This is a genomic window from Nocardia sp. NPDC051750 (assembly GCF_044453135.1).
Classification (GTDB): domain Bacteria; phylum Actinomycetota; class Actinomycetes; order Mycobacteriales; family Mycobacteriaceae; genus Nocardia.
Genome location: NZ_JBITCK010000001.1, coordinates 981,758 through 1,006,255 on the forward strand (window position 1 = coordinate 981,758; position 24,498 = coordinate 1,006,255).

General features: G+C 66.5%; 22 protein-coding genes. 8 read left to right on the forward strand and 14 right to left on the reverse strand.

Translation table 11 applies throughout. The features are described from left to right. Window positions 1–173 precede the first annotated feature (173 nt). On the reverse strand, window positions 174–953 hold the full coding sequence (locus tag ACIA75_RS04175; protein ID WP_397099720.1) for a decaprenylphospho-beta-D-erythro-pentofuranosid-2-ulose 2-reductase: 780 nt from the start codon (window positions 951–953) through the stop codon (window positions 174–176). Continuing rightward, window positions 950–2,431 carry an FAD-binding protein gene (locus tag ACIA75_RS04180; protein ID WP_397099722.1) on the reverse strand — a complete coding sequence of 494 codons (1,482 nt, stop codon included), beginning with the start codon at window positions 2,429–2,431 and terminating at the stop codon, window positions 950–952. The genes ACIA75_RS04175 and ACIA75_RS04180 overlap by 4 nt, the downstream gene beginning before the upstream one ends. Window positions 2,432–2,649: 218 nt before the next feature. Between ACIA75_RS04180 and ACIA75_RS04185 the strand changes: the two genes are divergently transcribed. Then, the gene (locus tag ACIA75_RS04185) at window positions 2,650–3,087 is read left to right on the forward strand and encodes a GtrA family protein (protein WP_397100911.1); all 438 of its coding nucleotides are present in this window, start codon (window positions 2,650–2,652) and stop codon (window positions 3,085–3,087) included. Window positions 3,088–3,154: 67 nt separating this feature from the next. Here ACIA75_RS04185 and ACIA75_RS04190 read toward each other — a convergent pair whose 3' ends face one another. Further along, entirely contained in the window at window positions 3,155–3,637 is a 483-nt protein-coding gene (locus ACIA75_RS04190) for a hypothetical protein (RefSeq protein WP_397099724.1), read from the reverse strand. Between the two features lie 300 nt (window positions 3,638–3,937). Here ACIA75_RS04190 and ACIA75_RS04195 point away from each other — a divergent pair, with 300 nt between their 5' ends. After that, window positions 3,938–4,489 (forward strand): DUF4282 domain-containing protein, encoded by a 552-nt coding sequence (locus ACIA75_RS04195; RefSeq protein WP_397099726.1) that lies wholly within the window; start codon window positions 3,938–3,940, stop codon window positions 4,487–4,489. 96 nt (window positions 4,490–4,585) lie between these two features. Here the strand turns inward: ACIA75_RS04195 and ACIA75_RS04200 are convergent, their stop codons facing one another. Together ACIA75_RS04200 and rfbA are read right to left on the reverse strand one after the other, a co-directional pair. After that, window positions 4,586–5,140 carry a dTDP-4-dehydrorhamnose 3,5-epimerase family protein gene (locus ACIA75_RS04200; RefSeq protein WP_397099728.1) on the reverse strand — a complete coding sequence of 185 codons (555 nt, stop codon included), beginning with the start codon at window positions 5,138–5,140 and terminating at the stop codon, window positions 4,586–4,588. A gap of 8 nt (window positions 5,141–5,148) precedes the next feature. Next, the gene (rfbA, locus tag ACIA75_RS04205) at window positions 5,149–6,021 is read right to left on the reverse strand and encodes a glucose-1-phosphate thymidylyltransferase RfbA (protein WP_397099730.1); all 873 of its coding nucleotides are present in this window, start codon (window positions 6,019–6,021) and stop codon (window positions 5,149–5,151) included. A 555-nt stretch (window positions 6,022–6,576) separates the two neighbouring features. Between rfbA and ACIA75_RS04210 the strand changes: the two genes are divergently transcribed. From ACIA75_RS04210 to rfbB, 3 genes are all read left to right on the forward strand, one after another. Continuing rightward, window positions 6,577–7,617, forward strand: a complete 1,041-nt coding sequence (locus tag ACIA75_RS04210; RefSeq protein ID WP_397100913.1) for an acetyl-CoA carboxylase biotin carboxylase subunit family protein — start codon at window positions 6,577–6,579, stop codon at window positions 7,615–7,617. Between the two features lie 85 nt (window positions 7,618–7,702). Continuing rightward, window positions 7,703–9,715 carry a hypothetical protein gene (locus ACIA75_RS04215; protein ID WP_397099732.1) on the forward strand — a complete coding sequence of 671 codons (2,013 nt, stop codon included), beginning with the start codon at window positions 7,703–7,705 and terminating at the stop codon, window positions 9,713–9,715. 182 nt (window positions 9,716–9,897) lie between these two features. Continuing rightward, a complete protein-coding gene (gene rfbB, locus ACIA75_RS04220) occupies window positions 9,898–10,908 on the forward strand; it encodes a dTDP-glucose 4,6-dehydratase (RefSeq protein ID WP_397099734.1) in 1,011 nt (336 codons plus the stop codon). Window positions 10,909–11,007: 99 nt separating this feature from the next. Here the strand turns inward: rfbB and ACIA75_RS04225 are convergent, their stop codons facing one another. Both ACIA75_RS04225 and ACIA75_RS04230 read right to left on the reverse strand, forming a co-directional pair. Then, window positions 11,008–12,528 carry a DUF2142 domain-containing protein gene (locus ACIA75_RS04225; RefSeq protein WP_397099736.1) on the reverse strand — a complete coding sequence of 507 codons (1,521 nt, stop codon included), beginning with the start codon at window positions 12,526–12,528 and terminating at the stop codon, window positions 11,008–11,010. Continuing rightward, complete coding sequence (locus ACIA75_RS04230; protein ID WP_397099738.1) at window positions 12,525–13,646, reverse strand: glycosyltransferase; 1,122 nt, start codon at window positions 13,644–13,646, stop codon at window positions 12,525–12,527. Before ACIA75_RS04230 ends, ACIA75_RS04225 begins: the two co-directional genes overlap by 4 nt. Window positions 13,647–13,744: 98 nt before the next feature. Between ACIA75_RS04230 and ACIA75_RS04235 the strand changes: the two genes are divergently transcribed. Together ACIA75_RS04235 and ACIA75_RS04240 are read left to right on the forward strand one after the other, a co-directional pair. Further along, the gene (locus ACIA75_RS04235; protein ID WP_397099740.1) at window positions 13,745–14,287 is read left to right on the forward strand and encodes a GtrA family protein; all 543 of its coding nucleotides are present in this window, start codon (window positions 13,745–13,747) and stop codon (window positions 14,285–14,287) included. Window positions 14,288–14,362: 75 nt separating this feature from the next. Then, a complete protein-coding gene (locus ACIA75_RS04240; RefSeq protein ID WP_397099742.1) occupies window positions 14,363–16,264 on the forward strand; it encodes a glycosyltransferase in 1,902 nt (633 codons plus the stop codon). 281 nt (window positions 16,265–16,545) lie between these two features. On the opposite strand, the gene ACIA75_RS04245 is transcribed toward ACIA75_RS04240, so the two are convergent. The 6 genes from ACIA75_RS04245 to ACIA75_RS04270 form a co-directional block, all read right to left on the reverse strand. Continuing rightward, window positions 16,546–17,397: an SDR family oxidoreductase gene (locus ACIA75_RS04245; protein ID WP_397099744.1), complete on the reverse strand. Its 852-nt coding sequence runs from the start codon at window positions 17,395–17,397 to the stop codon at window positions 16,546–16,548. Window positions 17,398–17,576: 179 nt separating this feature from the next. Beyond that, on the reverse strand, window positions 17,577–18,299 hold the full coding sequence (locus ACIA75_RS04250) for a hypothetical protein (protein ID WP_397099746.1): 723 nt from the start codon (window positions 18,297–18,299) through the stop codon (window positions 17,577–17,579). A gap of 125 nt (window positions 18,300–18,424) precedes the next feature. Continuing rightward, window positions 18,425–19,489 carry a glycosyltransferase gene (locus ACIA75_RS04255; RefSeq protein WP_397099748.1) on the reverse strand — a complete coding sequence of 355 codons (1,065 nt, stop codon included), beginning with the start codon at window positions 19,487–19,489 and terminating at the stop codon, window positions 18,425–18,427. Window positions 19,490–19,560: 71 nt separating this feature from the next. Further along, complete coding sequence (locus ACIA75_RS04260) at window positions 19,561–20,442, reverse strand: ABC transporter ATP-binding protein (RefSeq protein WP_397099750.1); 882 nt, start codon at window positions 20,440–20,442, stop codon at window positions 19,561–19,563. A gap of 13 nt (window positions 20,443–20,455) precedes the next feature. Next, window positions 20,456–21,334 carry an ABC transporter permease gene (locus ACIA75_RS04265; protein WP_397100915.1) on the reverse strand — a complete coding sequence of 293 codons (879 nt, stop codon included), beginning with the start codon at window positions 21,332–21,334 and terminating at the stop codon, window positions 20,456–20,458. Between the two features lie 169 nt (window positions 21,335–21,503). After that, complete coding sequence (locus ACIA75_RS04270) at window positions 21,504–22,091, reverse strand: bacterial proteasome activator family protein (RefSeq protein WP_397099752.1); 588 nt, start codon at window positions 22,089–22,091, stop codon at window positions 21,504–21,506. Window positions 22,092–22,216: 125 nt separating this feature from the next. Here ACIA75_RS04270 and ACIA75_RS04275 point away from each other — a divergent pair, with 125 nt between their 5' ends. After that, entirely contained in the window at window positions 22,217–23,419 is a 1,203-nt protein-coding gene (locus ACIA75_RS04275; protein WP_397099754.1) for a cysteine desulfurase-like protein, read from the forward strand. 6 nt (window positions 23,420–23,425) lie between these two features. Here ACIA75_RS04275 and ACIA75_RS04280 read toward each other — a convergent pair whose 3' ends face one another. After that, window positions 23,426–24,427, reverse strand: coding sequence for an NAD(P)H-quinone oxidoreductase (locus ACIA75_RS04280; protein ID WP_397099756.1), 1,002 nt, complete (start codon window positions 24,425–24,427; stop codon window positions 23,426–23,428). Between the last annotated feature and the right edge of the window lie 71 nt (window positions 24,428–24,498).

Genomic DNA, 24,498 nt, shown 5'->3' on the forward strand with positions numbered 1-24,498 from the left:
GCGTCGCGCGAACCGAATACGACAAGGGCCGTCGTGAACCGGATCAGATCCGGCCGCGACGGCCCTTGAGCTTTGCTACCGACTGCACATACCGGTCCGTACATCCAGGACCGACTGGACCTCCGCGTCCACGGCTTGCGTGGACTGCGGACAGCCGGTCCCGGACGGACCGGTCAGACGGGAAGTTTGCGGAAGATCGGGCGCGGAATATGGCGCAGGATCATCATCACGTACCGGAACACGCCCGGTGCCCAGATGAGTTCCTTGCCCTTCTCCGAGGCGTCGACCGCCAGCGCGGCCACCTCTTCCTTGTCCACCGTGAACGGGGCCTCTTTGGCGCCGGTGGCCTTCCAGTGCTCGATGGTGGTCGTGGTGCGCACCTGGCCGGGCCGGATCACCAGGACCCGCGGCCCGAACGGTCGCAGCGCCTCGCCGAGCCCCAGGTAGAACCCGTCCAAACCGGCCTTGGTGGAGCCGTACACGAAATTCGAGCGGCGCACCCGCTCGCCGGCCGCCGAGGACATGGCGATGATCCGGCCGAAACCCTGCGCCTTCATCTTCTCGCCGATCAGCACACCCACCGATACCGCGGCGGTGTAGTTGATCTGCGCGATCTGCACCGCTTTACGCTGGTCCTGCCATAGTTCCTCGGCATTACCGAGCAGCCCGAAAGCGACAATCGCGACATCGATATCGCCCTCGGCCCACGCCTTCTCGACCACCTCGGCATGACTGCCGGTATCGAGCGCGTCGAAATCGACCACCTCGACCTGGCTCGCGCCGGCGGCCTTCATCTGCGCGACGGCGGTATCGCGGAGCGGATCACCGGGCAGCGCGGCCAGCACCACCCGGGCCGGGCCCTTCTTCAGGTACTCCGCACAGATCGCGAGGCCGATTTCCGAGGTCCCGCCGAACAGCAGAATGGACTGCGGATTGCCTACCGCGTTGATCACTGAAGCTCCAGCCTTCTCGCCATATCGGACATGAATACGCCTGTCGGGTCGACGCTGCGGCGCACCTTGATCCACTCGTCGATCCGGGGATACATCTGATGGAAGGCTTCGGCCGTGGTGCGCGAATCCTTCCCGGTGTAGAGACGGCCACCGAATTCCAGCACCCGCCGGTCGAGTTCGGTGACGAAATCGTTGAGGCCCGGTGCGATCGGGAAGTCCAGGCAGACGTTCCAGCCCGGCATCGGGAAACTCAACGGCGCCTGATTGCCCTCGCCGAAGTACTTGAACACGTTCAGGAACGAATAGTGCCCGCTGGCCTGGATATCGATCAGGATCTGCTTGAACTCCGCGACCGCCTCCGGCGGCACCACGAACTGGTACTGCAGAAAGCCGCGGGAACCGTAGGCGCGGTTCCACTCGCCGAGCATATCCAGCGGATGGTAGAAGGCGGTCAGGTCCTGCGGCTTCTGCCGGTAGGTTGCGCCCTTGCGGTACCAGATCTCGGTCGCCAGGGTGAAGGTCTTGTTGTTGAGCAGACCGTTCGGGAAGACGTCCGGGAACGTGAGGAAGGTTTTCCCGGTGAAGCCCAGCGGGTTCTTCTGCAGCTTCTTCGGCAGCTGATCCAGCTTGGCCAGCGACCCCCGCGAGATCACCGCCCGGCCCAGCTTGGGCATCGGGCTCAGCGCGTCGAACCAGGCCGAGCTGTACTCGTAGTCGTCCTCCGACCCGTCGCTGTGGAACGCGATGGTTTCGTCCAGACCCGAGGTCACATCACCGTCGGCGATGAAGTACGCGGTCTCGGTCGGGGTCATCTCGATGGTGGCCCGCAGGATGATGCCGGTCAGACCGCAGCCGCCGACGGTCGCCCAGAACAGTTTGGCGTTCTTCTTCGGGCCGATCGTCTGTACCTGGCCGTCGGCGGTGAGCAGCTGGATCGAGCGCACATGGTTGCCGAAGCTGCCGGCACTGTGATGGTTCTTACCGTGGATATCGGACCCGATCGCGCCACCCACGGTGACCTGCCGGGTACCCGGTAGCACCGGCACCCACAGGCCGAACGGCAGCGCGGCCTTCATCAGCTGATCGAGATTCACGCCCGCGTCGACGTCCACCAGCCGGGTGTCCTGGTCGATCCGGTGGATCTTGTTCAGCGCGGTCATATCGATCACCAGGCCGCCCGCGTTCTGCGCGTTGTCGCCGTACGAGCGGCCGAGGCCGCGGGCGATCACACCGCGCCGCAGATGCGCCGGTTTGCCGTCGTTGTCCTCGGCGACCATGGCCACCGCCTGGGCGATGGCTTCGGGGTCGCTGGTCGAGAGCACCTCGGCGGTGGTCGCCGCGGTACGAGCCCATCCGGTGAGTGTGCGGGTGCGGGTCGGTAGCGCGAACCCTGTACCGGCGGTATCTGGTTCGCCGGTCGCCGGGGCTTCGGTGCCGGACGACGGAGTCGAGGTCGGAGCTTTCGTGGACATCGGCATAGAGGCTACCTCTATAGCGCCGCCTTGGCGGCGCGAGGCTGTATCCATGACATTGCCACCGGGGGGTGGAATGTGTGGCGGGTCGCCACCCGAGGCCCCACGTCCGGGGCCGGGCAAGTAGATTTCCGTCGGTGGCCCCTGAAAGTAATGCCGTCAGCCGGGGACCTCGGGTAGCGCCGGGGGAGACCGGGGATCTCTCGTTGTCGTCCGGGGAGCAGGTGACCGCCGGGCTCGCGCCGGCCGGTGTCGAAGACGCGAGTGCGCAGATCGGGCTGAAGACGCAGCTGGTGCGGTTCGTGGCCACCGGCGCGCTGTCGGCGGTGGTCGACTTCGGGCTGTACTGGCTGCTGCTCGAGGCGGCCGGGCTGCCGGTGAACCTTGCCAAGGCGATCGGTTTCATCGCGGGCACCACGACCGCTTATCTGATCAACCGCCGGTGGACCTTCAACGCGGCGCCCAGCCGGGCCCGGTTCATCGCCGTGGTCGTGCTCTACGCCGTGACCTTTTGCGTGCAAGTCGGGATCAACTGGGTCTTCTACCAGGCCTTCGACGAGGGTCTGTGGTGGCGGGTACCGGTGGCCTATGTGATCGCGCAGGGTACGGCGACCGTCATCAACTTCGTGGTGCAGCGTCTGGTGATCTTCCGCATCCGCTGAAGCGCACAGTAAGAGCCCGGTCGTGATTACGACCGGGCTTTTTACTATCGGGTTCTGTTGTGTTGCGTCAGCAGGCGACGCTGGTCAGCCGCCGCGAACGGCGGGCCAGCGCGGTACGGACCGCCGCGCCGAGCGCGACCACCGGCGGCACCCAGCGGGCCTCGTCCGGGGACACAGCCCAGCTGGCCGAACCGGCCGACAGGTGGGTGGGCGGCAGCGGGATCCCCGCGCCGTCGGTGTGCACGACCGCGCCGGCCTCCCGGAGCGCCTCGACGGCACGCTGGGCCTTGCGCATCCCGGTGACCAAGTGGATCTCCCGGCGCTCGGCGCCCGGGATCTCGATGATCGGACCGGTCAGGTTGTTCGCGCGCAGGTACCGGCGTACCGACGCGGCCAACTCCCCGGTGACCTCGACGGCGGACAGGTCGGCATCGGTGATCAGGCACAGACCGTTGGTCGTTTCGGCGACCGTCCAGCCACGCTGGACGTAGTCCCGCGCGGCCGCGGACTTGGCGTCCGCCGAGACGGAAGTCGAAAACGTCGTACGCACTGTTGTCTCCATTCCCCGGTATTGATCAGCTCCGGCTTTCATGGGTCGTATCGGTGGCAGGTCCCCGTGGCGTTACGCCGTTCCAGCGAATTTTTTCAACTGTCGGGTTCCTCTCATTCCTGGCGCCGGGCTTTGTGTAGTGATACAAGGCATTTTCCGTGGTCACGGTTGGCTTCCCGGAGACGATCCGAGGAAGATCCCGGTATGGCCAGTGAGTCAGCGGACGAGTCCCCGAGAACCGGCCCGGCGGCAGCCGGAACACCTGGGCCGGAGGTTCCCCCACCGAACGGCGGTTCAGCGATGGAACCGCCGGGCGAGGACTTTACCGCCGAACCCGCGACTCGGCGAATCCGGCGGAGACTGACCGGGAAGGCCGATGCCGCCCAGCGTTTCGCGGCCGCGGCCGCCGCCGACGAGGCCCGGGCCGGCCCCGCGGACGGTGCGGGGAGCTTCCGGGAATGGGCCGGCGATGCCGCGCGCGGGCTGGTCGACCTGCGGTTCCGCCGGCCCGCGACACGGACACTGCTGCCGCTGGTCTATCTCCTCGGGCTGGCGTTCGCGGTCACGGCGCCGATTGTGGTTACCGTCGCCGCGTGGCGGGTATCGGCGCTGCTCGGAGTGGTCGCGGCGGTCCTGGCGATACCGCTCGCGCTGACGATCGCGGCCGCGGTGCGCTTGCTGCTGGAGTTCCTGGTGAACGCGTCGCGGCTGGCGACGCGGGTGGAGCACATCAGTGATATGGCCGACGATCTGTTCCAGGCGCTATCAGAAGTGGCGGAACCGATGAACCAGCTCTCCGAGGATGTACGGGCCGTGCAGTTCTGGCGCTTCCGCCGGGGCTCGCGCAAATAGCGGGGTCTTGCTCCTGCTCTCTCCAGTGCGCGTGAGCGAGGGCCCTGCGTGGTTCACTTCACTGCCGCATCCGGGCCTGACTCGCTCCAGCGGCGGTCAGCGGTCGCGCAGCCGTGGTGCTGCCGCGTCCTTCGGGGACCGGAGGTAGGTGAGCCGCTGCCCGTCGCGGTCGGTGGACGGCCAGTCGATCGCCAGATCCGGGTCGAAAGCGTCCAGATCGTGGTCGTATTCGGGGCTGTACTCGAGGGAACACAGATAGGTGAGAGTGGAATCGTCGGCGAGGGACAGTACGGCGTGCCCGAGCCCCTCGGACAGGAAGACCGACCGCCGGTCGAGATCGTCCAGCAGCACACTGTCCCACCGGCCGAAGGTGGGGGATCCGGGCCGCAGATCGACCACCACGTCCAGGAACGCGCCGCGGACGCAGGTGACGTACTTCGCCTGGCCGGGCGGGTCGTCGGTGTAGTGGATACCGCGCAGCACTCCGGCCGCAGAAATCGAGGTATTGGCCTGCAGCAGGTCGAACGACCGGCCGGTGGCCTTCTCGAACTCCGAGGCGCGGAAGGTCTCGGTGAACGTGCCGCGATCGTCGCCGTGGATCTTCGGGCTGAAGATCCAGGCGCCGGGGACCGACATCTCAGTGATCCGCATCTACACACTCACCAACTTCGTCCGTGCTCGAGCAGATCGAGCAGATACTTACCGTAACCGGAGCGGGTGAGGGGGTCGGCGAGCAGGCACAGCTGCTCGTCGTCGATATAGCCCATCCGCCACGCGACCTCCTCCGGCACGCCGATCTTCAGACCCTGGCGTTGTTCGATGGTGCGGACGTAGTTGGCGGCATCCAGCAGGGAGTCGAAGGTGCCGGTATCCAGCCAGGCGGTACCGCGGGCCAGCACATCGACACCGAGCCGGCCGGCCTCCAGATAGGCGCGGTTGATATCGCTGATCTCGTATTCCCCGCGCGCCGACGGGGTGAGGCCGCGGGCGATCTCCACCACATCGTTGTCGTAGAAGTACAGCCCCGGCACTACGTAGTTCGAGCGCGGGACCTTCGGTTTCTCTTCGATGGAAATCGCCTTGCCGTCGGCGAATTCGACGACACCGTAGGCCGTCGGGTCGGAGACGCGGTAGGCGAAGATGGCGCCGCCGTCGATCTCGGCGAACCGGTGCAGGCTGGTGCCCAGGCCGGGGCCGTGGAAGATATTGTCGCCCAGCACCAGGGCGGCGGAATCGTCGCCGATATGGCCGGCGCCGAGCACGAACGCGCGGGCGATACCGTCGGGAACCGGCTGCACCACATACGTGATCGAGATACCGAACTGCGACCCGTCGCCGAGCAGCCGGGTGAAGGATTCGACGTCCTCCGGTGTGGTGATCACCAGGATGTCCCGGATACCGGCCAGCATCAGAGTGGACAGCGGGTAGTAGACCATCGGCTTGTCGTAGACCGGGACCAGCTGTTTGCTCACTCCGCGCGTGATCGGATGCAAACGCGACCCGGTGCCGCCCGCCAGAATGATTCCGCGCATGTTCGATCAGTGTGCCAGCAGGGGCGGGCCGCTGCGCGCCCGGCAGCCGGTGCCACACGGTGGCGGCGGTATCGACTGTTCTGCTCGGGTGCACGAGCCGCGGTTTCGCACCCGGTATCCGGCGCGCGGACCGGTGGCGGCGTTTCGGTTCGGCAACGGCGGGGTACCCGAAGGAAATGAGGGCGTTACACGGTCCGGTCCACAGCAATTTCGAGAATTCGGCGCGGATTCGGTAGCGGCCCGATATCTGTGCCCGGCGTTGTGGCCGGACCACCCGCATGTGAACCGGCGCCCTCGTGATTCAACGAGCTCGACGAGCTCGAAAAAGAGGTTGAGAGGGGACAGGTTTTGTCGATTTCGGCATCAGAATCTAGAACTAAGAACCCGGACAAAGGGTATGTGGCGTTACTGGGCTGGAGCTTGAACGCTGTCGAGGCGGTGGATCGTTTCGACAGGCGGTACGTGGTGGTGGCGCCCGAATGGGTGGCGGATTATTGCGCCGAAAACGGTATACCCTATCTCCCCTGGAATTTCGAACGACTCAACGACCGCTCCATGGAAATCGCGGAGACGCTCCAGGACATGGGAGTCGATGTCGCGATTCCGATATTCGAGGAAACGGTCGAATGGGCGGGCGCCATCAACTCGGTCCTGATGGACAATCCACGCCTTTTCGGACAGGCCATGCTGCTCCGCGACAAAGCCCTGATGAAGCGGCGTGCCCAACTCGGTGGTATTCGTGTCGGTATTTTCGAGGAAGCCCACGAGCGCGATGACGTAATCCGTTTCTTGAAGCGGGTGAACCAGACGCTGCTGAAACTCGACGGCGACCCCAACGACCCCATTCACGTCAAGGCATTCGACAAGGCAGGGTGCCTCGGCCATCGGGTGATCCGCACCCCCGACGAGATCGATACGATTCCCGACGACGAGTTTCCGGTGCTCATGGAATCACATCTGGACGGGTGGGAATTCGCGGTTGAGGCGTGGATCCACAATGGCCGGATTTGCTTCCTGAATATTTCCGAGTACGTCACACTCGGGTATTCGGTGTTCGTTCCGGCGACACCGGAGCTGGAAAAGTATCGTCCCGAGATAGTTCGCCAGGTGGAACGGCTGGTGAAAACGTTCGATATCGAGTTCGGGTTCGTGCATCCGGAATACTTCGTCACCAGTGACGGGGAGATGTACTTCGGTGAAGTCGCCTACCGGCCCCCGGGCTTCAAGGTGTTCGAGCTGTTGGAACGGTCGTACGGGTTCAACGCCTACCATGCGCTGGTCCTGGCCTTCGATCCGAAGACAACCGACGACGAGATCAAGGATTTCTTCCCGCGTGAAGTCGTGGACGCGAAAGGGCATGCCGGCTGCTTCGGGGTTTATCCGCGGCGGCGGGTGGTCAGTCAGTTGTCGGTACCCGACGAGACCGAGGACCACGACTACTTCGAATCGCACGAGCTGACGGAGCCGCTGACGGAAAAAGTGACCAAACGCACCGCGTTCGGCAACCACTGGGGACTCTTGTATTTCTTCGGTGACGACCCGTACACTCTGCGGGATCTGCTGAAGCGACAGGAAGAGCTCGATTTCTACATCTGATTCGTTCGGCAGTATTCGCGTATGAGCGAGTCAGGCCCGGAGGCGGCAGTGAAGCGTAACCACGCAGGGCCCTCGCTCATACGCCATGGACACTGATCACGGGGAGGATCCTCATTTGACCCCACTCAGCGGCGACGGGGCAACTCTCGACAGACGCCTTGCCACGTTGGACGACGCGACGCAGCTGCTCGCGGCCGCCAGCGATTTCGGCAAGCACCTCAAACTGTCGAGGGTTCTCGCGGCGTTGCGCCGCGTCCTGCTCCTGCCCGGCGGCTGTGCGGCCGTGCGGTCGCGCGCGGCGCGGCTGGAAGCGGCCGGGCTGTTCGGCGGGACGGATTGGGCGCAACCGCAGATCCTGATCCCGTCGCTCAGTACCGGCTCGCTGCGCAGTGCGAATGCCGACACTGTGGTGCTGGAAACGGTGAGCGATCTGCGGTTGCTCGCGGTGGCCAAGGGTGAGTACGTGCACCCGATGATCTCCGCCGAACAGGCGAATCACCACCTGTCCCAGGTGCTGGCGATCAATCTGTCCCTGCTGTTCACGCCGCCGACCGAGGCCGAGCGTGAACAGCAGGGCCGGATGGCGCAGGTGTCGCGGGAACTGCTGCGTCATCTCGTCGAGGAGATCGGGTACGAGAAGGTCCTGGAGAATCTGGTCGACGAGATCTGGCGGATCCTGCGGCAGCGGCCGATCCAGGTGGAGCCGGTCAAACAGATGATCACCCAGATCGCGGTCGCCCGGACCAACCCCGATATCGATCTGGGGGCAGCCGGGCTCGGCGCGGACCGGCTGATCAGCAGCCTGTACGGCACCACCGACGCGTGCCGGGAGGATCCGGGCGTCGAGGTCTATCGCGCGCGCCTGGAAACGATGGACGACAGTGCGCTGCAGTTCGAGACCGCGGGATTCGCCCGGTCCATGCACGACACCGGCCTGGTTTCCCCCTACCACGCGGTGCTGCTGCGCTTCCTGCTGGGCAAAGGTGAGTATCTGCTCGGGGAGGCGCTGGGCCTGTCCAGTACCGGTCGTGAATGCCTGCTCTGCTACCACGAACTGGTGCGCCGCCTCATCGCCGAGGCCGTGCACGTCGAGACGGCCCAGTGCATCTACGGAATAGCGCTGCTGCTGGAACGCGGGATTCTGTACCAGCCGCCGGTCGCGCCCGCTCTGTGGCGGCAGCTGGCCTTGCGATTGTCGCCGTATTCGCGGGATCGCCTGACCCAGGCCTTCGGGCCGGACCCGGATCCGCGCACCCGACTGCTCGCGGGGATGCTGTCCATCCTGGGCTTGCCCCTGGGTGTCGGACAGGGCGACAACCCGACCTGCCAATCGGCGCGCGCGCTGTCGATGTGGGCCTACAACGATCCCGACTACCTCTTGCAAACCCTGGCGTGGGCGGCGCGCGACGACGAGGTCGTCATGCATTTCGAGGGCCGGCCGATCTCCTCGCGGGAAAGCGCCTCCGGTGTCGCCACCAAGCTGCCGGTCGATCTGGACCCGGTATCGCTGCTGGTCGTCCCGCATCTGGATCGGATCTACGCGGAGATGGGCCGGCAGTGCGCCGACCGTGAAGGCGACCCGCACCGCTGGGTGAATCCGGAATTCCACGGCTGGTGGTCGGGCCGGGGTTTCCGGATCAATGTCGAGGTGGCCACCGGGCAGCTCACCGACCTGGACGAATTCCTGCAGCACTTCTACGCGAGCTACCACCCGTTCCACAACGGCAACCAGCCGCTGATCCATCCGCAGCCGGCCGGTGTCGCGGTCACCGACAGTGCCGCCCGGTTCGTCGGATGGCATGCGATCACGATCCTGCGGGTCGCGCTGGATCCGCAGGAACGAATGCGGGTCTACTTCTACAACCCGAACAACGACAGCGGCCAGGACTGGGGTGACGGTGTCGTGGTCGGGACGGCGGGTCACGGTGAACGCTTCGGTGAGGCGTCGCTGCCGTTCGAACAGTTCGCGTCGCGGCTCTACATCTTCCATTTCGACCCGCTGGAGCCCGGCGAGCTGGCCTCGGTCGACCGCGAAGAACTGGACCGCGTCGTCGGCTATGTCCACCGCAGCTGGGGCGCGGACCGCTTGCCGGCGTGAGTCCGGCTCAGTTCGTGTATCGCCGCACCGGTTCCGCTGATTCGTTCGGTGCCCCGCATCGTCCGGGTGCCGGCTTCGACTCCGGCGGCACGGTGAACGACGTGTCCGTCCCCGGTATTTCGCCGGCCGAACGTGCTCTATACAGGGGGCCGAGGGCCGGGTCCGGGACGTAGAGTGGACCGGTGCGCCTTCTCGTGACCGGCGGAGCCGGGTTCATCGGAGCCAACTTCGTGCAGCAGACCGTCACCGAACGGCCGGAGGTGACGGTCACTGTGCTCGATGCCCTCACCTATGCCGGGAACCGCGCCTCGCTGGATCCGGTCGCCGATCGGATCGACTTCGTGCACGGTGATATCGCGGACCTGGACCTGGTCGACGAGCTGGTCAGCGGGGTCGACGCGGTGGTCCATTTCGCCGCCGAATCGCACAACGACAATTCGCTGGCCGAGCCGTGGCCGTTCGTGCAGACCAATATCGTCGGCACGTACTCGCTGTTGCAGGCCGTGCGCCGCCACGATGTGCGATACCACCATGTGTCCACCGACGAGGTCTACGGCGATCTCACGGCCGCCGATCCCGCATTCACCGAGCGCACCCCCTACAACCCCTCCAGCCCCTATTCGGCGACCAAGGCCGCCAGCGATATGTTGGTCCGCGCCTGGGTCCGGTCCTTCGGGATCCGCGCGACCCTGTCGAATTGCTCGAACAACTACGGGCCGTATCAGCACGTCGAGAAGTTCATCCCGCGCCAGATCACCAATCTGATCGACGGGATGCGGCCGCGGGTGTACGGCGGCGGACATCAGGTCCGTGACTGGATTCATGTGCACGACCACAACCGGGCCGTCTGGGATGTCCTGGAGCGGGGCCGAATCGGGCAGACCTATCTGATCGGTGCCGACGGTGAACTCGACAACCGGACCGTCGTCGAATTGCTGCTCGCCGAATTCGGCCGTGACCCCGATGATTTCGATCATGTCACCGACCGTGCCGGACATGATCAGCGCTACGCGATCGATGCGAGCCTGCTGCGCGACGAACTCGGCTGGACGCCCCGCTACGCGGATTTCCGGGCGGGTCTGGTCGCGACGATCGCCTGGTACCGGGACAACGAATCCTGGTGGCGCCCGGTCAAAGGCGCCACCGAACGTGCCTACGCCGAGTCGGGAGAACGGACGATCGCCGCTCCGTGAGCGGCGGGGCGGCGGGGCGGTTCTCGATACCGGTGACGGACGCAGGTGCCGGGCCCGCTGTCACCGGACGGTACGACCCGGTCGCGCCCCGGTTCCCGATCAGCCCCAGACGTAGATGTGGTATTTCGCGACCGTGGTGATCAGGGCGATCGTCGTTGCGGCGATAATCGTCAGTTCCGCACCGCGGCCGGGTTCGCGGTCGCCGGGACCGCGGAGCCGGAAGGGCATCCAGCGCAGCAGGACCGCGAACGCCACGATGGCCAGCGGGATGAAGTACCGGCCCTGGACGCCGTCGATGATGTAGTAGCCGACCGGCGTGAACGACATGTAGAGCGTGACGTAGATCATCGCGACACTGGCCGCCATGGTCAGCGCGACGATCAGGGTCCGCCGGAAATCCGGGCGCGAGAAACGTTCGGCCGTCCCGACACTGACAGCGAACGCGAGCAGGCAGGTCACGATTGCCGTGGCCGGTACATTGATGTACGCGAAGCCGAGTTCACCGAAGAATTCGGTGAACCATTCGTGGTCGCGGCGCAGGATACTTTCCCAGAAGGTGCGCAGGAAGCCGAACGGATCGGTCAGGATTCCGGTCAGCTGTTCGCCGGTATCGACCGTGTACCACTGGTGCTGCGGCCGCATCAGGCTCGTACCCTCGCCCGTCGGCGCGGCGATCTTCATCCACACCGCGAACCCGAGGGCACCGAGTCCCGCGCAGGCCCAGGTGATCCAGCGCCGCCAGGCGGTCAGGCCCATCCGCTCGGCCGGGATCAGCACCACCAGCATGGCCAGCAGGACATAGGTCGGTTTACACAGCGGCAGCAGGATCGCGGTGGCCATGACCGCGACGGTTTCGGTGCGCCCCAGCCGGTCACCGAGGAACAGACCCTTCACCAGCAGTGCCGAAACCAGTAGGGCGAGTGCGTTGGTGAGGGTGTCGGCGGTGATGGTGCCGGCCTGGAACACCGCGATCGGCAGGACGGCGACGGTGAAGGCCAGCCACTGGATCCGGTGCGCGCGCAGCGACCACAGCGCGAAACCCACCACCAGCAGGTAGGCGGCCAGCCCGGCCAGCCGGGTGAGGCGCACCAGCGTGCCCGCGTCCGCGTCGATCAGGTCGGCGAACCAGATACCGACCGCGCTGGGCAGGTAGGGGACCGCCGAATAGGCGGCGGTATTGGTGAACCAGACGGTTTTCCGGTCATCGGTGATCGGGGCGTCGCTCAGCCGCTGGTAGGTACCGGGCTCGGCAACGTGCGGAAACGGTTCGCCCGGGTTGTGCGTGTAATCGTCGAGCGCGAAACCCATCAGCGCTTCGACCGCCGCCGGTACCTCGCCGCCGTAGGCGACACCGCGACCGTCCTCGATCTCGGTGGGGGTCAGGCCGCCCTGCGATACCTGGTAGGCGCGGCCGAACTGGGTCAGCTCGTCGTGGCCCCAGAAGGGCGGGCTCATCACCGCGAACACGAGGCCGAAGACGCCGGCCAGCAGGACGAACGCGACGGTCGCGGGGCCGGCCCGGTGAATCACGGCACGGCCGGCGCGAGCGGTTCCGGACAGGGCCTTGCGGCCCGCGGCCCGCTCGGTATCGGCGGGGCGGGTCTCGGTATCGGCGGTCAACGGATATCCCCGGCCACAGGATCCGGCTGGGGTTCGCCGGCGGCTGGGGCCGGGTCGATCGCGGCGACCGGTGCTGCGTAGCGCAGGTAGATCAGCCGCGCGGCTTCGTGGCGGGAACGGCGGATGCCGTCCAGGATCAGGCCCGCCGTCCAGGCCAGGACGCCGATCAGCAGCAAGGTGAACGCGAGGAACAGGGTGGGGAAGCGAGGCACGGTGTGCGAGTCGTAGTACTCCGCGATGATCGGGATGGTCAGCACCACCGAGATTATCCAGCTCAGCGTGCCGAACAGGCCGTAGAACGCCACCGGCCGTTCGTGCCGGGCCAAGCCGAAGATCAGCGCGAGGATTTTGAATCCGTCGTGGTAGGTGCGCAGTTTGCTCTCGCTGCCGGCGGGGCGGTCGCGGAATCCGACCGGGACCGCGGTGCGCGGGACGCGCAGATGCAGTGAGTGCACGGTGAGTTCGGTTTCGATCTCGAATTCGCGGGAAACCGCGGGAAAACTTTTCACGAAGCGGCGGGAGAACACCCGGAATCCGCTCAGCATATCCTCGACGTTTTCGCCGAAAACCTTTCCGACCACGCCGTTGAGCACTTTGTTCCCGGTTTCGTGGCCGGCACGGTAGGCCGATCCACTCGCATCCTGTCTGCGCACGCCGAGTACATGGTCGAACGGGCCGGAGACCAGGGTTTCGATCATTTCCGGGGCCGCGGACGCCTCGTAGGTGTCGTCGCCGTCGATCATGAGGTAGACGTCGGCCTCGATATCAGCGAAGGCGCGGCGCACGACATTGCCCTTGCCCTTGGCGAGTTCCCGGCGCACGATCGCCCCGGCGGCACGCGCCTTCTCGACGGTGGCGTCGGTGCTGAGGTTGTCGTACACGTACACGACAATTCCGGGCACCGCGGCCTTCAGGTCGCTGACGACCTTCGCGACCGACGCTTCTTCGTTGTGGCACGGAACCACGGCAGCAACGCGGAGCTCATTACGCTGCGCTACCGCCTCCGGGCCTGACTCGCCCGTGCTGTGTACATCTCGCACGGGCGAGGGCCCTGCGTGGTTACGCTGCGCTACCGCCTCCGGGCCTGACTCGCCCGTGCGGAAATCGGTGGAGTCCACCTGGTCAAATCCTCGGAATCGACGGATATGGGAACACCGGGAGAGTACCGGGTCGGTGGAGGGTTCGATGGCTCAGGTCACTGCGGTACCGTCGGCGCGTGTCATCTGGTGAGTCGTCGGCCGTGGTCGACACCGGCGCACCGGCCCCCCGTTCGCTGATCGAACGGGTGCGCGCCGGGCTGCGGCAGAGTGCGGCGTTCCTGGTTGTCGGTGTGGTCGGGTTCCTGGTGGACGCCGGGACCTACAACCTGCTGGTGTTCAACTTCGGCGCCTGGGGCGGCGAGGGGCTCATGTACGACGTCCCGTTGCCCGCCAAGATCATCGCCATCGCGGTGGCCACGGTCGTCACCTACTTCGGCAACAAATGGTGGACCTTCTCCCACAAGCAGTCGGGGAGTCCGGCGCGGGAGTACCTGCTGTACGCGGTGATCAATGTGGTCGCGATCGGCCTGCAGCTGGGCTGTCTGGGTTTTTCGCGCTATGTGCTGGATCTGTCCACTCCGCTTGCCGACAATATTTCTGGAACACTTGTAGGTCAGATAGTTGCGGTGGTCTTCCGGTATTGGGCTTATGACAAGTTCGTGTTTACGGGTGAAGGCGATCGGGAAACGACCGAACGGGCGACCGGCGTGGCTGATTGATATCCTCGGGCCCGCCGCGAACCGTATTCAGGGACATGTCGGTCCCGTCGGCTAAATAAGGATTTCGAGGACTTCATGGATCAGTCGGCTATGCAGGCCGTTACCGAGACGAACGAACGCTCTGCGGTCGCACCGGAGTCGCTGCGCGCCGAACACCACCGGGCGCCGGACCGGCTGGTGCTGGCACGGGGCATTTTCACCGGACCGTCGGCGAAGATCAGCGATGAGCTGTATGTGGTGGTCAAGGGCCGGGCCACCGGCGACCGGATGAGCCTGCACCTGGAAAAGGGGGCGACCGCGCATACCAACACCTACTTCGGTCGGTTCGCCGCCAGCTACTGGCAGCGCTGGACCGTGGTCACCGAGGTGCAGGCCACCATGAACCTGCACGTCGGCAAACTGGCCAGAGTCCGGATCGTGGCCTCCGATATCGCCGGGCACCGCCGGATCGTCGGCACCGCCGAGGTCACCGCCAGCGGCCCGCTGACCCTGACCGCCCCGCTGGACCAGTTCGTCGACGGCGGGGCCCTCTGGCTCGAATTCGAGGCCGTCGGCGGCGACCTCGCCGTCTCCGAACTCACCTGGACCGCACCGGCGCCCGGCACCGTGCGCCCGGTCGCCATCGCTATCTGCACCTTCAACCGCGCCCAGGACTGTGCCGAGACCGTGGCAGCGCTGGCCACGGACCAGACCGTGCTCGGCGCGATCGACGCGGTGTACGTGGTGGACCAGGGCACCGACCTGGTGGAGGACCGGCCGCTGTTCCAGCGGATCCGGCCCGGTCTCGGCGATAAACTGCGCTATATCCGCCAGCCCAACCTCGGCGGCGCCGGCGGTTTCACCCGCGGGCTGTACGAGGTGTCCGCGGCCAACGAACACGCCGACGTCATCCTCATGGACGACGATATTCTCTGCGAACCCGAAACCGTGCTCCGGTTGCAGGCCTTCGCCAACCTCACCGTGGAGCCGACCCTGGTCGGCGCGCAGATGCTCTTCCTGCTCAACCCCGACTACCTGAACGTCGGGGCCGAGGATGTTCATCTGGACAAGCTGATGCACGGGCAGAAGGTGCCCAAGGCGCTGCGCAATACCAGCATGCTGAAGAAGAACCAGGAGCGGCGTGTCGACGCCGGCTACAACGCCTGGTGGACCTGTCTCATCCCGGCCGAGGTGGTCAAGAAGATCGGGCTGCCGTTGCCGATCTTCTTCCAGTGGGACGACGTCGAGTACGGGGTGCGGGCCCGTGAGCACGGGTTCGTCACGGTCACCCTGCCGAACGCCGCGGTCTGGCACGCGGACTTCTACTGGAAAGATTTCGACGACTGGGCGCGGTACTTCAGCACCCGCAATTCGCTGATCGTCAGCGCCATGCACACCGATCTGGATCCGAGCACTGTCACGCGGCAGCTGTTCCGCAATATCTCGGAGTACCTGGTCGGGATGCAGTACGGCCTCGCGCACACCACCCTGCAGGGGATCGAGGATTTCCTGGCCGGGCCGAAGATCCTGCGTGACGGCGGTACCGAGGTGCTGCGCCGGGCCCGGACCAGCCGCGCCGACTACACGGAAACGGTGAAGCATCCCGCCGCCACCCCGCCGGTGCCGTCCGCGGATATCCGGGTGCGCCGGGCGGGCGGTGAACCGAGCCGGCTGCTCTTGGTACTGGTCAAACGGGCGATCCAGCAGTGGACCGGCCGGGTGCAGCCCGGACTGGTCGGGGTGACCCGCGAGGACGCGCACTGGTGGCATGTCTCGCTGTTCGACCATGTGGTCGTCACCGATGCGTCGCAAGCCGGTGTCCGGGTGCGGAAACGGGACAAGGCGACCGCCCGGGCGCTGCTGCTGCGTACCCTGCGCACGCTGCGCCGCTTGTACAAGGAACTGCCGGCCCTGCAGGAGCGCTACCGCAGCGCCCACGCCGAGCTCACCAGCCGTGAGAACTGGGAGCGGCTGTACGGGATCGACGGCAAGGGCTGACAGATGCCGGGTGGCGGGCCGGTTCCGCTACTCGTGTCCGCTACCCGCGCTCGTCGGGGCGTCATTCGGATCGTCGGCCCGGCCGGGGCCGACGATCCGCGCCCGCCGGACCGGGCGGGCACAGTCCGGCACACGGCATCTCGGCGCCGGCGGCCGCTCAGGCGCTGGACCGGTCGCAGGTGGCGACCCAGGACGACTCGCACGCCGGTGAGCACGGTGCGGTTCCCGTACCGTGCTCACCGGCACGGTTCACGCGCCGGGGGCGCCCGGTAGGTACGGTTTCAGAGGAACAGGTCGGTGGTGAGCGGCCCGTCGCCCGGCGTCACCCGGTATTTGTCCAGGTCCGTGATTCCGTGCGCGGCCAGGACCTCGTCGTCGATGAAGAAATTGCCGGTGGTCTCGGTGGCCGGCGAAGTGAGCACCAGGTAGGCGGCGTCCGCGTAGATGTCCGGGGTCCGCGAGTTGCTCACCATCTCCTCGCCGCCGAGCAGATTGCGCACCGCCGCGGTGGCGATGGTGGTGCGCGGCCAGAGCGAATTCACGCCGATACCGTCGGCTTTCAGTTCCTCGGCCAAACCCAGTGTGGTCAGCGACATTCCGTACTTGGCGATCGTGTAGCCCAGCGACGAACCGGCCCATTTGGGGTCCAGGTTCAGCGGCGGCGACAGGGTCAGGATATGCGGATTGTGGCCGGCCGCCGCGGATTTGCGTAGCTCCGGAATGCAGAGCTTGGACAGCAGGAAACTGCCGCGGCAGTTGATGTCCTGCATCAGATCGTATTTCTTCATCGCCAGCGCATCGGTGGGCGACAGGTCGATGGCGGAGGCGTTGTTCACCACGATATCGATACCGCCGAAACGTTCGGTGGTCTGCCGGACGGCTTCGGCCACCGATTCGTCGAGCCGGATATCGCCGACGAACGGCAGCACCGTCCCGCCCGCGGCCTCGATCTCCGCCGCCGCGGTGTGAATGGTGCCGGGCAGTTTGGGATGGGGCTGATCGGTCTTGGCGATCAGTGTGACGTTCGCGCCGTCGGCGCCGGCTCGCTTGGCGATCTCCAGGCCGATGCCACGGCTGCCGCCGGACATGATCATCGTCCGCCCGCTCAGCGGTTTGTCTCCGGTTGCCGTCATAGCCTGCCCTTCTGTTGTCGCGGTCGCCGCCGCGCGGTGATCACGCAGACGACGCATGCGTTCCGAGCGTAGGCAAGCGGCTGTTCGTTGCCCAGAGGGCGCGCGATCATCGCTGGTAGGGCTGACGAACGGCGGGATCGGTCACTACCGATCCCGCCGAACATCGGACGAGTTGGGAATCAGGCCATCGCCAGGAGCATGACGAAGTTCAGCAGGAGGATCAACGCCGCCAGCCCGAAACCTATGTAGGTGAAAATGATGCCGGGTGTCTTCTGCGGGCCGGGGCCGAGCGCGCCGTTGAGGAAGATCACCGCGGGAGCCCGGTAGTAGTAGCGCACCGCCTGGCCGGGCTGGACCGGGACCGGGGTCTGAGCCGGACCCATATCGAACAGCCAGGGGGTCGAGACCTTCAGGTGGTACTGGCCCGCGCCGACCGGAATATGGTTCGCGCCCCAGCGGGTGTTCGGCACCTGCTGCCCGTTCACCAGGATCTTCGGTTTGGTGATCATCAACAGGAAGGCCAGCGGGGTGTATGAGCAGTCCACCGTGATTCCCGGCGGATCGTTCGGCGCCGGCTGCCCCGGCTGACCGTAGGGTCCGGGCTGACCACCCGGCCCGAACTGCGCCGGCGGTTGCCCGGCCGGCTGGGCGTACGGTCCGCTCTGGAACTGTGGTTGTCCCGGCTGCTGGGCGTGTGGGCTGCTCGGGAATTGCGGTTGCCCGGGAGGCTGCCCGAAACCGCCCTGTTGCGGCGGCGCGCCCCACTGCTGCCCCTGTGGTCCCCCTGGATACTGTGGCTGCCCACCCGGATGTGGTGCCGGTGGCGCGAACTGTGGTTGCGGCGCCGGGTACTGGCCGGGTGCGGGCATGCCCTGTGGCGGCTGACCGCCGGGGTAACTCATCGATCTCCTCCCGAATCAAGCTGATTGCCAGCCGAACTTACCTGCCCGGGAGGAAACTCTCGCATCGGCCGTCAACCCCCATGGAAAATCGGGTGACCGGTATGGGTCGTATGGGTGTTACCGGATCAATCCGGTTTCTGGAACTGCTCGTTGCGGCCGAGGCTGCGCAGCCGGAACCACTCGCGCAACCCGGCCGGATCGCGGCGGGTCACCAGGAAGAACCAGGAGAAACGAATCCATTCCTGCGGCAGCAGTTTTCGCATACCCGGCTGGGACATCAGATAGCCGCGGTTGCGGTAGGTGAAATAGCGCTTCACCGGATCGTCCGGGTACTGGGTGTGCATCCGCCCGCCGAGGATCGGCTTGAACTCGGCGGCGCCGTTGGGGTGCAGATACGCCGTTTGCAGGCAGGTTCCGAAGGGTAATCCGGAGCGCACCAGACGCCGATGCACCTCCACCTCGTCACCGCGGACGAACAGCCGCAGATCCGGTACGCCGATCACATCCACCGCCTGCGCCGAGATCAGCGCACCGTTGAAAAGGGAGGCGATGCCGGGCAGGAATTCGTCGGCGCCGAGCTCGGAGCGCAACCGCCGCCACACCACGCCGCGGCGCAGCGGGAACGCCAGCCGGTCCGGTTCATCGATATCGCACACCACCGGCGAAACCTCCACCAGTTCGTGGCGGCGGGCGCAATCGAACAGGGTGGCCAGCACTTCGGGGCCGTCGGGCCGGCCGTCGTCATCGGCCAGCCACACCCAGTCGGCGCCCAGGCTCAGCGCGTGCAGCATCCCCAGCGCGAAACCACCGGCCCCGCCGAGATTGTGCGCGGACCCGAGATAGGTGGTCTGCAGCGGTTGTTCCGCGACGAGTTCGGCCACCTCGGCTTCGTTGCCGTTGTCGACCACGATCAGATGATCGACCGGCCGCGACTGGGTGGCCACGGCTTTCAGCGATTCGGCAAGCAGCTCACGCCGCTTGTGCGTGACCACCACAGCGACGATGGTGGCGTCCGCGCGGTAGTCGACCTCGGGCAGCACCGCCGCGGCCGGCTCCGTTCGTGCCGCTACGGGCGACTCCGGTGACGCAGTTGCGGGCGGTTCGGGCCGTGTGGCCGCGGCCGGTTCCGATGCTGTCGCGGGCGTGTCGTCCGTCCGCGATGGATCGTCCGCCGGGCCTGACTCGCTCATGCTGTGTCCATCGGGTACGAGCGAGGGCCCTCCGTGGTCACGCTCCGCTTCCGCCTCCGGGCCTGACTCGCTCATACCTGATTTCTCTCCAGTTCTCGTTCACTGTCCGCCGGCTGTGGCGCCGGCTCGCCGGATCCGGCCGCGGGCTTCGCGGCCTTCTCGGCTTCGAGCTCTCGCAATACTGTCGCGACGTGATTGCCGGCGTCGGGGCCCTCGTAGGCGCGGACCACTTCTTCGATCCCGCCGTGCAACCGGATCTGGCCGTGGTCGATCCACAGCGCGGTATCGCAGAGTTGCGCCAGGAATTCGTTGGAATGGCTGGCGAATACCAGCAGGCCCGAGCGGGCGACCAGCTCCTGCAGCCGGATCCGGGCCTTCTTCATGAACTCCGCGTCGACCGCGCCGATCCCCTCGTCCAGCAGCAGGATCTCGGGGTCGATGGAGGTGACCACACCCATCGCCAGGCGTACCCGCATACCGGTCGAATAGGTGCGCAGCGGCATGGACAGGTATTCGCCGAGTTCGGTGAAATCGGCGATCTCGTCGATCTTGGCCATCATCTGTTTCCGGGTCTGCCCGAGGAACAGCCCGCGGATGATGATGTTTTCGTAGCCGGAGATCTCCGGGTCCATCCCGACGCCCAGATCGAAAACCGGTGCCACCCGGCCCTGGATCCGCGCGGTACCGCGCGAGGGCTCGTAGATTCCCGACAGTAGCCGCAGCAGCGTGGACTTACCGGCACCGTTGTGGCCGACCAGACCCACCCGGTCGCCCTCTTTCAGCGACAGGGTGATGTCGCGCAGGGCCTCCACGACCACTACATCGGACTGGTTGCGCCCGATCGAACCGCCCGCTTTGCCCAGGAAGGCCTTTTTCAGCGACCGCGATTTCGCGTCGAAGATCGGGAACTCCACCCACGCGTCGCGGGTTTCGATACTCACCTGATCGGTCATGACCGGCTGACTCCTAAACCCAGTAGGGCACGCGCGAACGGTACTTCTTCAGGGCGATCGCGGCGGCGAGCCAGCCCACCACGGTGATCCCGCCCACGATCGCCCAGTGATACAGCTTCTGGTCGTCGCCGAGCAGGGGGGCGCGGACGATCTCCAGATAGTGGTAGGTGGGCACCACCTCGGCGATCCGGGCCCGTTCGGCGACCTCGCCGCCCTGGGCCTGCAGGCTCTTGGTGCTCCACATGACCGGGGTCAGCACGAACAGCATCAGCGTCATGCTGCCGAGAATCGGCGCGATATCGCGGTAGCGGGTGCTGATGATGCCGAACAGCACAGATACCCACATGGCGTTCAGGAACAGCAGTGCCAGCGCCGGTAGCGCGAAGATCGCGGTCCAGTGCAGGTTCTGCCAGACCCCGAACGCCGCCAGCACCACCACATAGATCAGCAGGTTGTGCGCGAAGAACAGCATCTGCCGCCAGACCAGCCGGTAGACGTGCACGCTCAACGCGGAGGGCAACTGTTTGATCAGGCCCTCGTTCGCGATGAACACGTCCGCGCCCTCGAGGATCGAGGCGTTGATGACGTTCCACACAATGAGGCCCACGGCCACATATGGCAGATATTCGCGCAGCGGCTGGCCGAGTAGCGCCGCGTACAGAATGCCGATGGCGGCGGCTTGGACGCCGGTCGCGATGGTGATCCAGAACGGGCCGATCACCGAACGCCGGTAGCGCTGCTTGATGTCCTGCCAGCCGAGCGAGAGCCATAGTTCGCGCTGTCCGAAGCCGTTGCGGATATCGCGCCAGGCGCGGGCCCAGGACTGCGAATCGGGCTCGATCGGCGCCGGGGCGGTATCGGTATCGGCTACCGGGGTTTGCTCGGAACTCACGGGCGTCTCATCTGCGGCGGGAGTGTCGTCGGCGCGCACCGAGCCCTCGTCGGTGCGCTCCGGGATTTCGGTGTTTACCAGGTCGGAGCGAGCGGAAGCTGCAGGCACGGTGCACGACACTACCCCGACAGCGCGTCCCGGTACCGGCTGGCCGTATACACCACCTCGTTCAGAGGTATTGCCCCGTGCCGCCGATCGAATGCCCCTGCTGACCGGCGCGGCCCTCGCCGGCGTGGATACCCGGCGGCAGGGCGCCCTGGCGCATCTGCTCGAGCTGTGCCCGCGCCGCCATCTGCTGGGCGAACAGCGCGGTCTGGATACCGTGGAACAAACCCTCCAGCCAGCCCACCAGCTGCGCCTGGGCTACCCGCAGTTCCGCGTCCGACGGGACGGCGTCCGCGCCGAACGGCAGCGCCAGCCGTTCCAGTTCGTCGCGCAGTTCCGGTGCCAGACCCTGTTCCAGCTCCCGGATCGAGGATTTGTGGATCTCGGCGAGACGGGTGCGGCTGGCGTCGTCGAGCGGAGCCGCCCGGACCTCCTCCAGCAGCTGTTTGATCATGGTGCCGATCCGCATGACCTTGGCCGGTTGTTCGACCATATCGGCCAGCGATTCGGTGTTGTCGCGGTCCGCGGCGTCGTTCCGGTCGTCGTCCCGGTCCGGATACGACGCGCCCGCGGCACCCGCGGGCAGCACCAGCGGGCGGCCCTCGGGGCCGATCACGACAACGGGATCCGATGCGTCATCCGATTGCGTCATGGTCCCCATCATGTCGTGTTCGCCGCGAACGCGCTAAAGCTGGTGGTGGTAGCAGGAGTGATAGTCCCCGCACTGGGCCGGACCAGGGTTACCGCGCCGCGGCCCCTGGCCTTAAAGTGACCTGCATGACTTACGACGTCGCGCGGGTCCGGGGACTGATCCCCGCCCTGGCCGACGGCTGGATCAACCTGGCTCCGCAGGCGGGCATGCTGGTTCCGGATTCTGTCTCGCGCGCGGTGTCGATCGGTTTCCGCACGTCGTCGTTCACCCATATCGGCCGCCACGGGGCCGCCAAACGCAGCGCCGAAATCTTGCAGGACGCACGCGTGGCAGTCGCGGATCTGGTCGGCGCCGACCCGAGCGGTGTCGTCCTGGGCCCGGACCGCGCGGTGCTGCTGTCCTGGCTGGCCGAAGCGCTGAGCTCCCGGCTGGGGCTGGGTACGGGCATCGTGCTGTCGCGGCTGGACGACGAGGCGAATGTGGCGCCGTGGCTGCGTATCGCGAACCGGTACGGCGCGCATGTGCGCTGGGCCGAGGTGGAGATCGAGACCTGCGAGATGCCGGCCTGGCAGTTCGAGGAGCTGATCGGGCCCACCGCGCGGCTGGTCGCGCTGACCGCGGCCTCGCCGATCGTCGGATCGGCGCCGTCGGTGCGGGTCGCGGCGGAACGGGTGCACGAGGTGGGCGGACTGCTGGTCGCCGATGCTGTAGGGGCCGCGCCGTACGCGATGATCGATATCGAGGACCTGAACGCCGATGTGGTCGCGCTGAGCGCGCCGAGCTGGGGCGGACCGCAGGTCGGAGCGCTGGTTTTCCGGGACCCGGCGTTCCTGGACCGGATCCCGTCCATGGCGTTGAACCCGTACGCGAAGGGGCCCGAACGGCTGGAGGTGGGTGGTCACCAGTACGCGTTGCTCGCCGGTCTCACCACCTCGATCGACTATCTGGCCGGCCTGGACGAGCGGGCCGAGGGCACCCGGCGCGAGCGGCTGGAGCTTTCGGTGACCTCCCTGCAGGATTACCACGACCAGCTGTTCGAACATCTGATGAGCACCCTGGACAAGATCACCGGGCTGACCGTGATCGGCCGGGCGTCCACCCGGATCCCGACCGTCAGCTTCACCGTCGACGGTATGCAGGCGGAGAAGATCGCGGCCGAACTGGCCGATAAGCGGATCACCGTGCTGGCCGGATCCCACGGTGGCAGCCGGTTACTGGACGCGCTGGGAGTCAACGACGAGGGCGGCGCGGTGACCATCGGTCTCGCGCCGTACACGACCCGGCGCGAGATCGATATGTTCGGCCGGGCACTGTCGGCCCTCGGCTGAGCCGGGTCAGTAATCCCCGATCTGCAGGATCACCTTGCCGAAGGTCTCGTGCTCGTCGAGCATTTCGTGCGCCCGGCCCGCCTCGGCAACGGGCACCTCGGCATGGATGACCGGCGCGATCGCACCTTTCTCGAGCAGCGGCCAGACATGGGTCCGTACCTCGGTGATGATGTCGGCTTTGCTGCCGCGTCCGGTGGCCGGGCGGTCCCGCAGTTTGATCGCGCGGACCGTGCCTCGTTTGGCCATCAGCGCGGCCAGGTTCAGTTCTGCGCTCACCCCGCCCTGCATACCGATCACCACTATCTGACCGTCCTGCGCCAGCGCGTCGATATTGCGGCCCAGGTAGGCGGCGCCCATGTTGTCGAGGATGATATCGGCGCCCGGACCGCCCAGACCGTGTTCGGCGCGGACCAGGTCCACGAAATCGTGTTCCCGGTAATTGATCAGCACGCTCGCCCCGAGTTCCGCGCAGCGCGCGAGTTTGGGGGCCGACCCCGCCGTCACCGCGACCCGGGCACCCAGCTGCACCGCGACCTGGATCGCGTGTGTGCCGATACCGCTGCCCCCGCCGTGGATGAGCAGCAACTGGCCCGAGTGCAGGCCGGCGGTCATCACCAGGTTCGACCAGACCGTTGCGGCCACCTCGGGTAGTCCGGCCGCCGCCGCCAGATCCAGGCCGTCCGGCACCGGCAGCACCTGGCCGGCCGGCACCACGACCTTCTCGGCATATCCACCACCGGAGAGCAGCGCGCACACCCGGTCGCCCACCGACCAGTCGCGCACGCCGTCGCCGATCTGCGCGATGACACCGGAACATTCCAGCCCAGGGATCGGCGTCGTTCCGTCCGGCGGGGCGTAGAAGCCACGCCGCTGCAGCAGATCGGCCCGGTTCACCCCGGCCGCCGCCACCTCGATCAGCACTTCGCCGTGGCCCGGTACCGGGTCGGGAGCGTCCGACCACTCCATCACCTCGGGGCCACCGAAACCGTTCAAGTTGATCGCGCGCACCGGTCCATACTGCAACACAAATCACCGCGGAGCCCCCGGCGCGGGGTATGGGCGAGTCCGGCCCAGGGGAT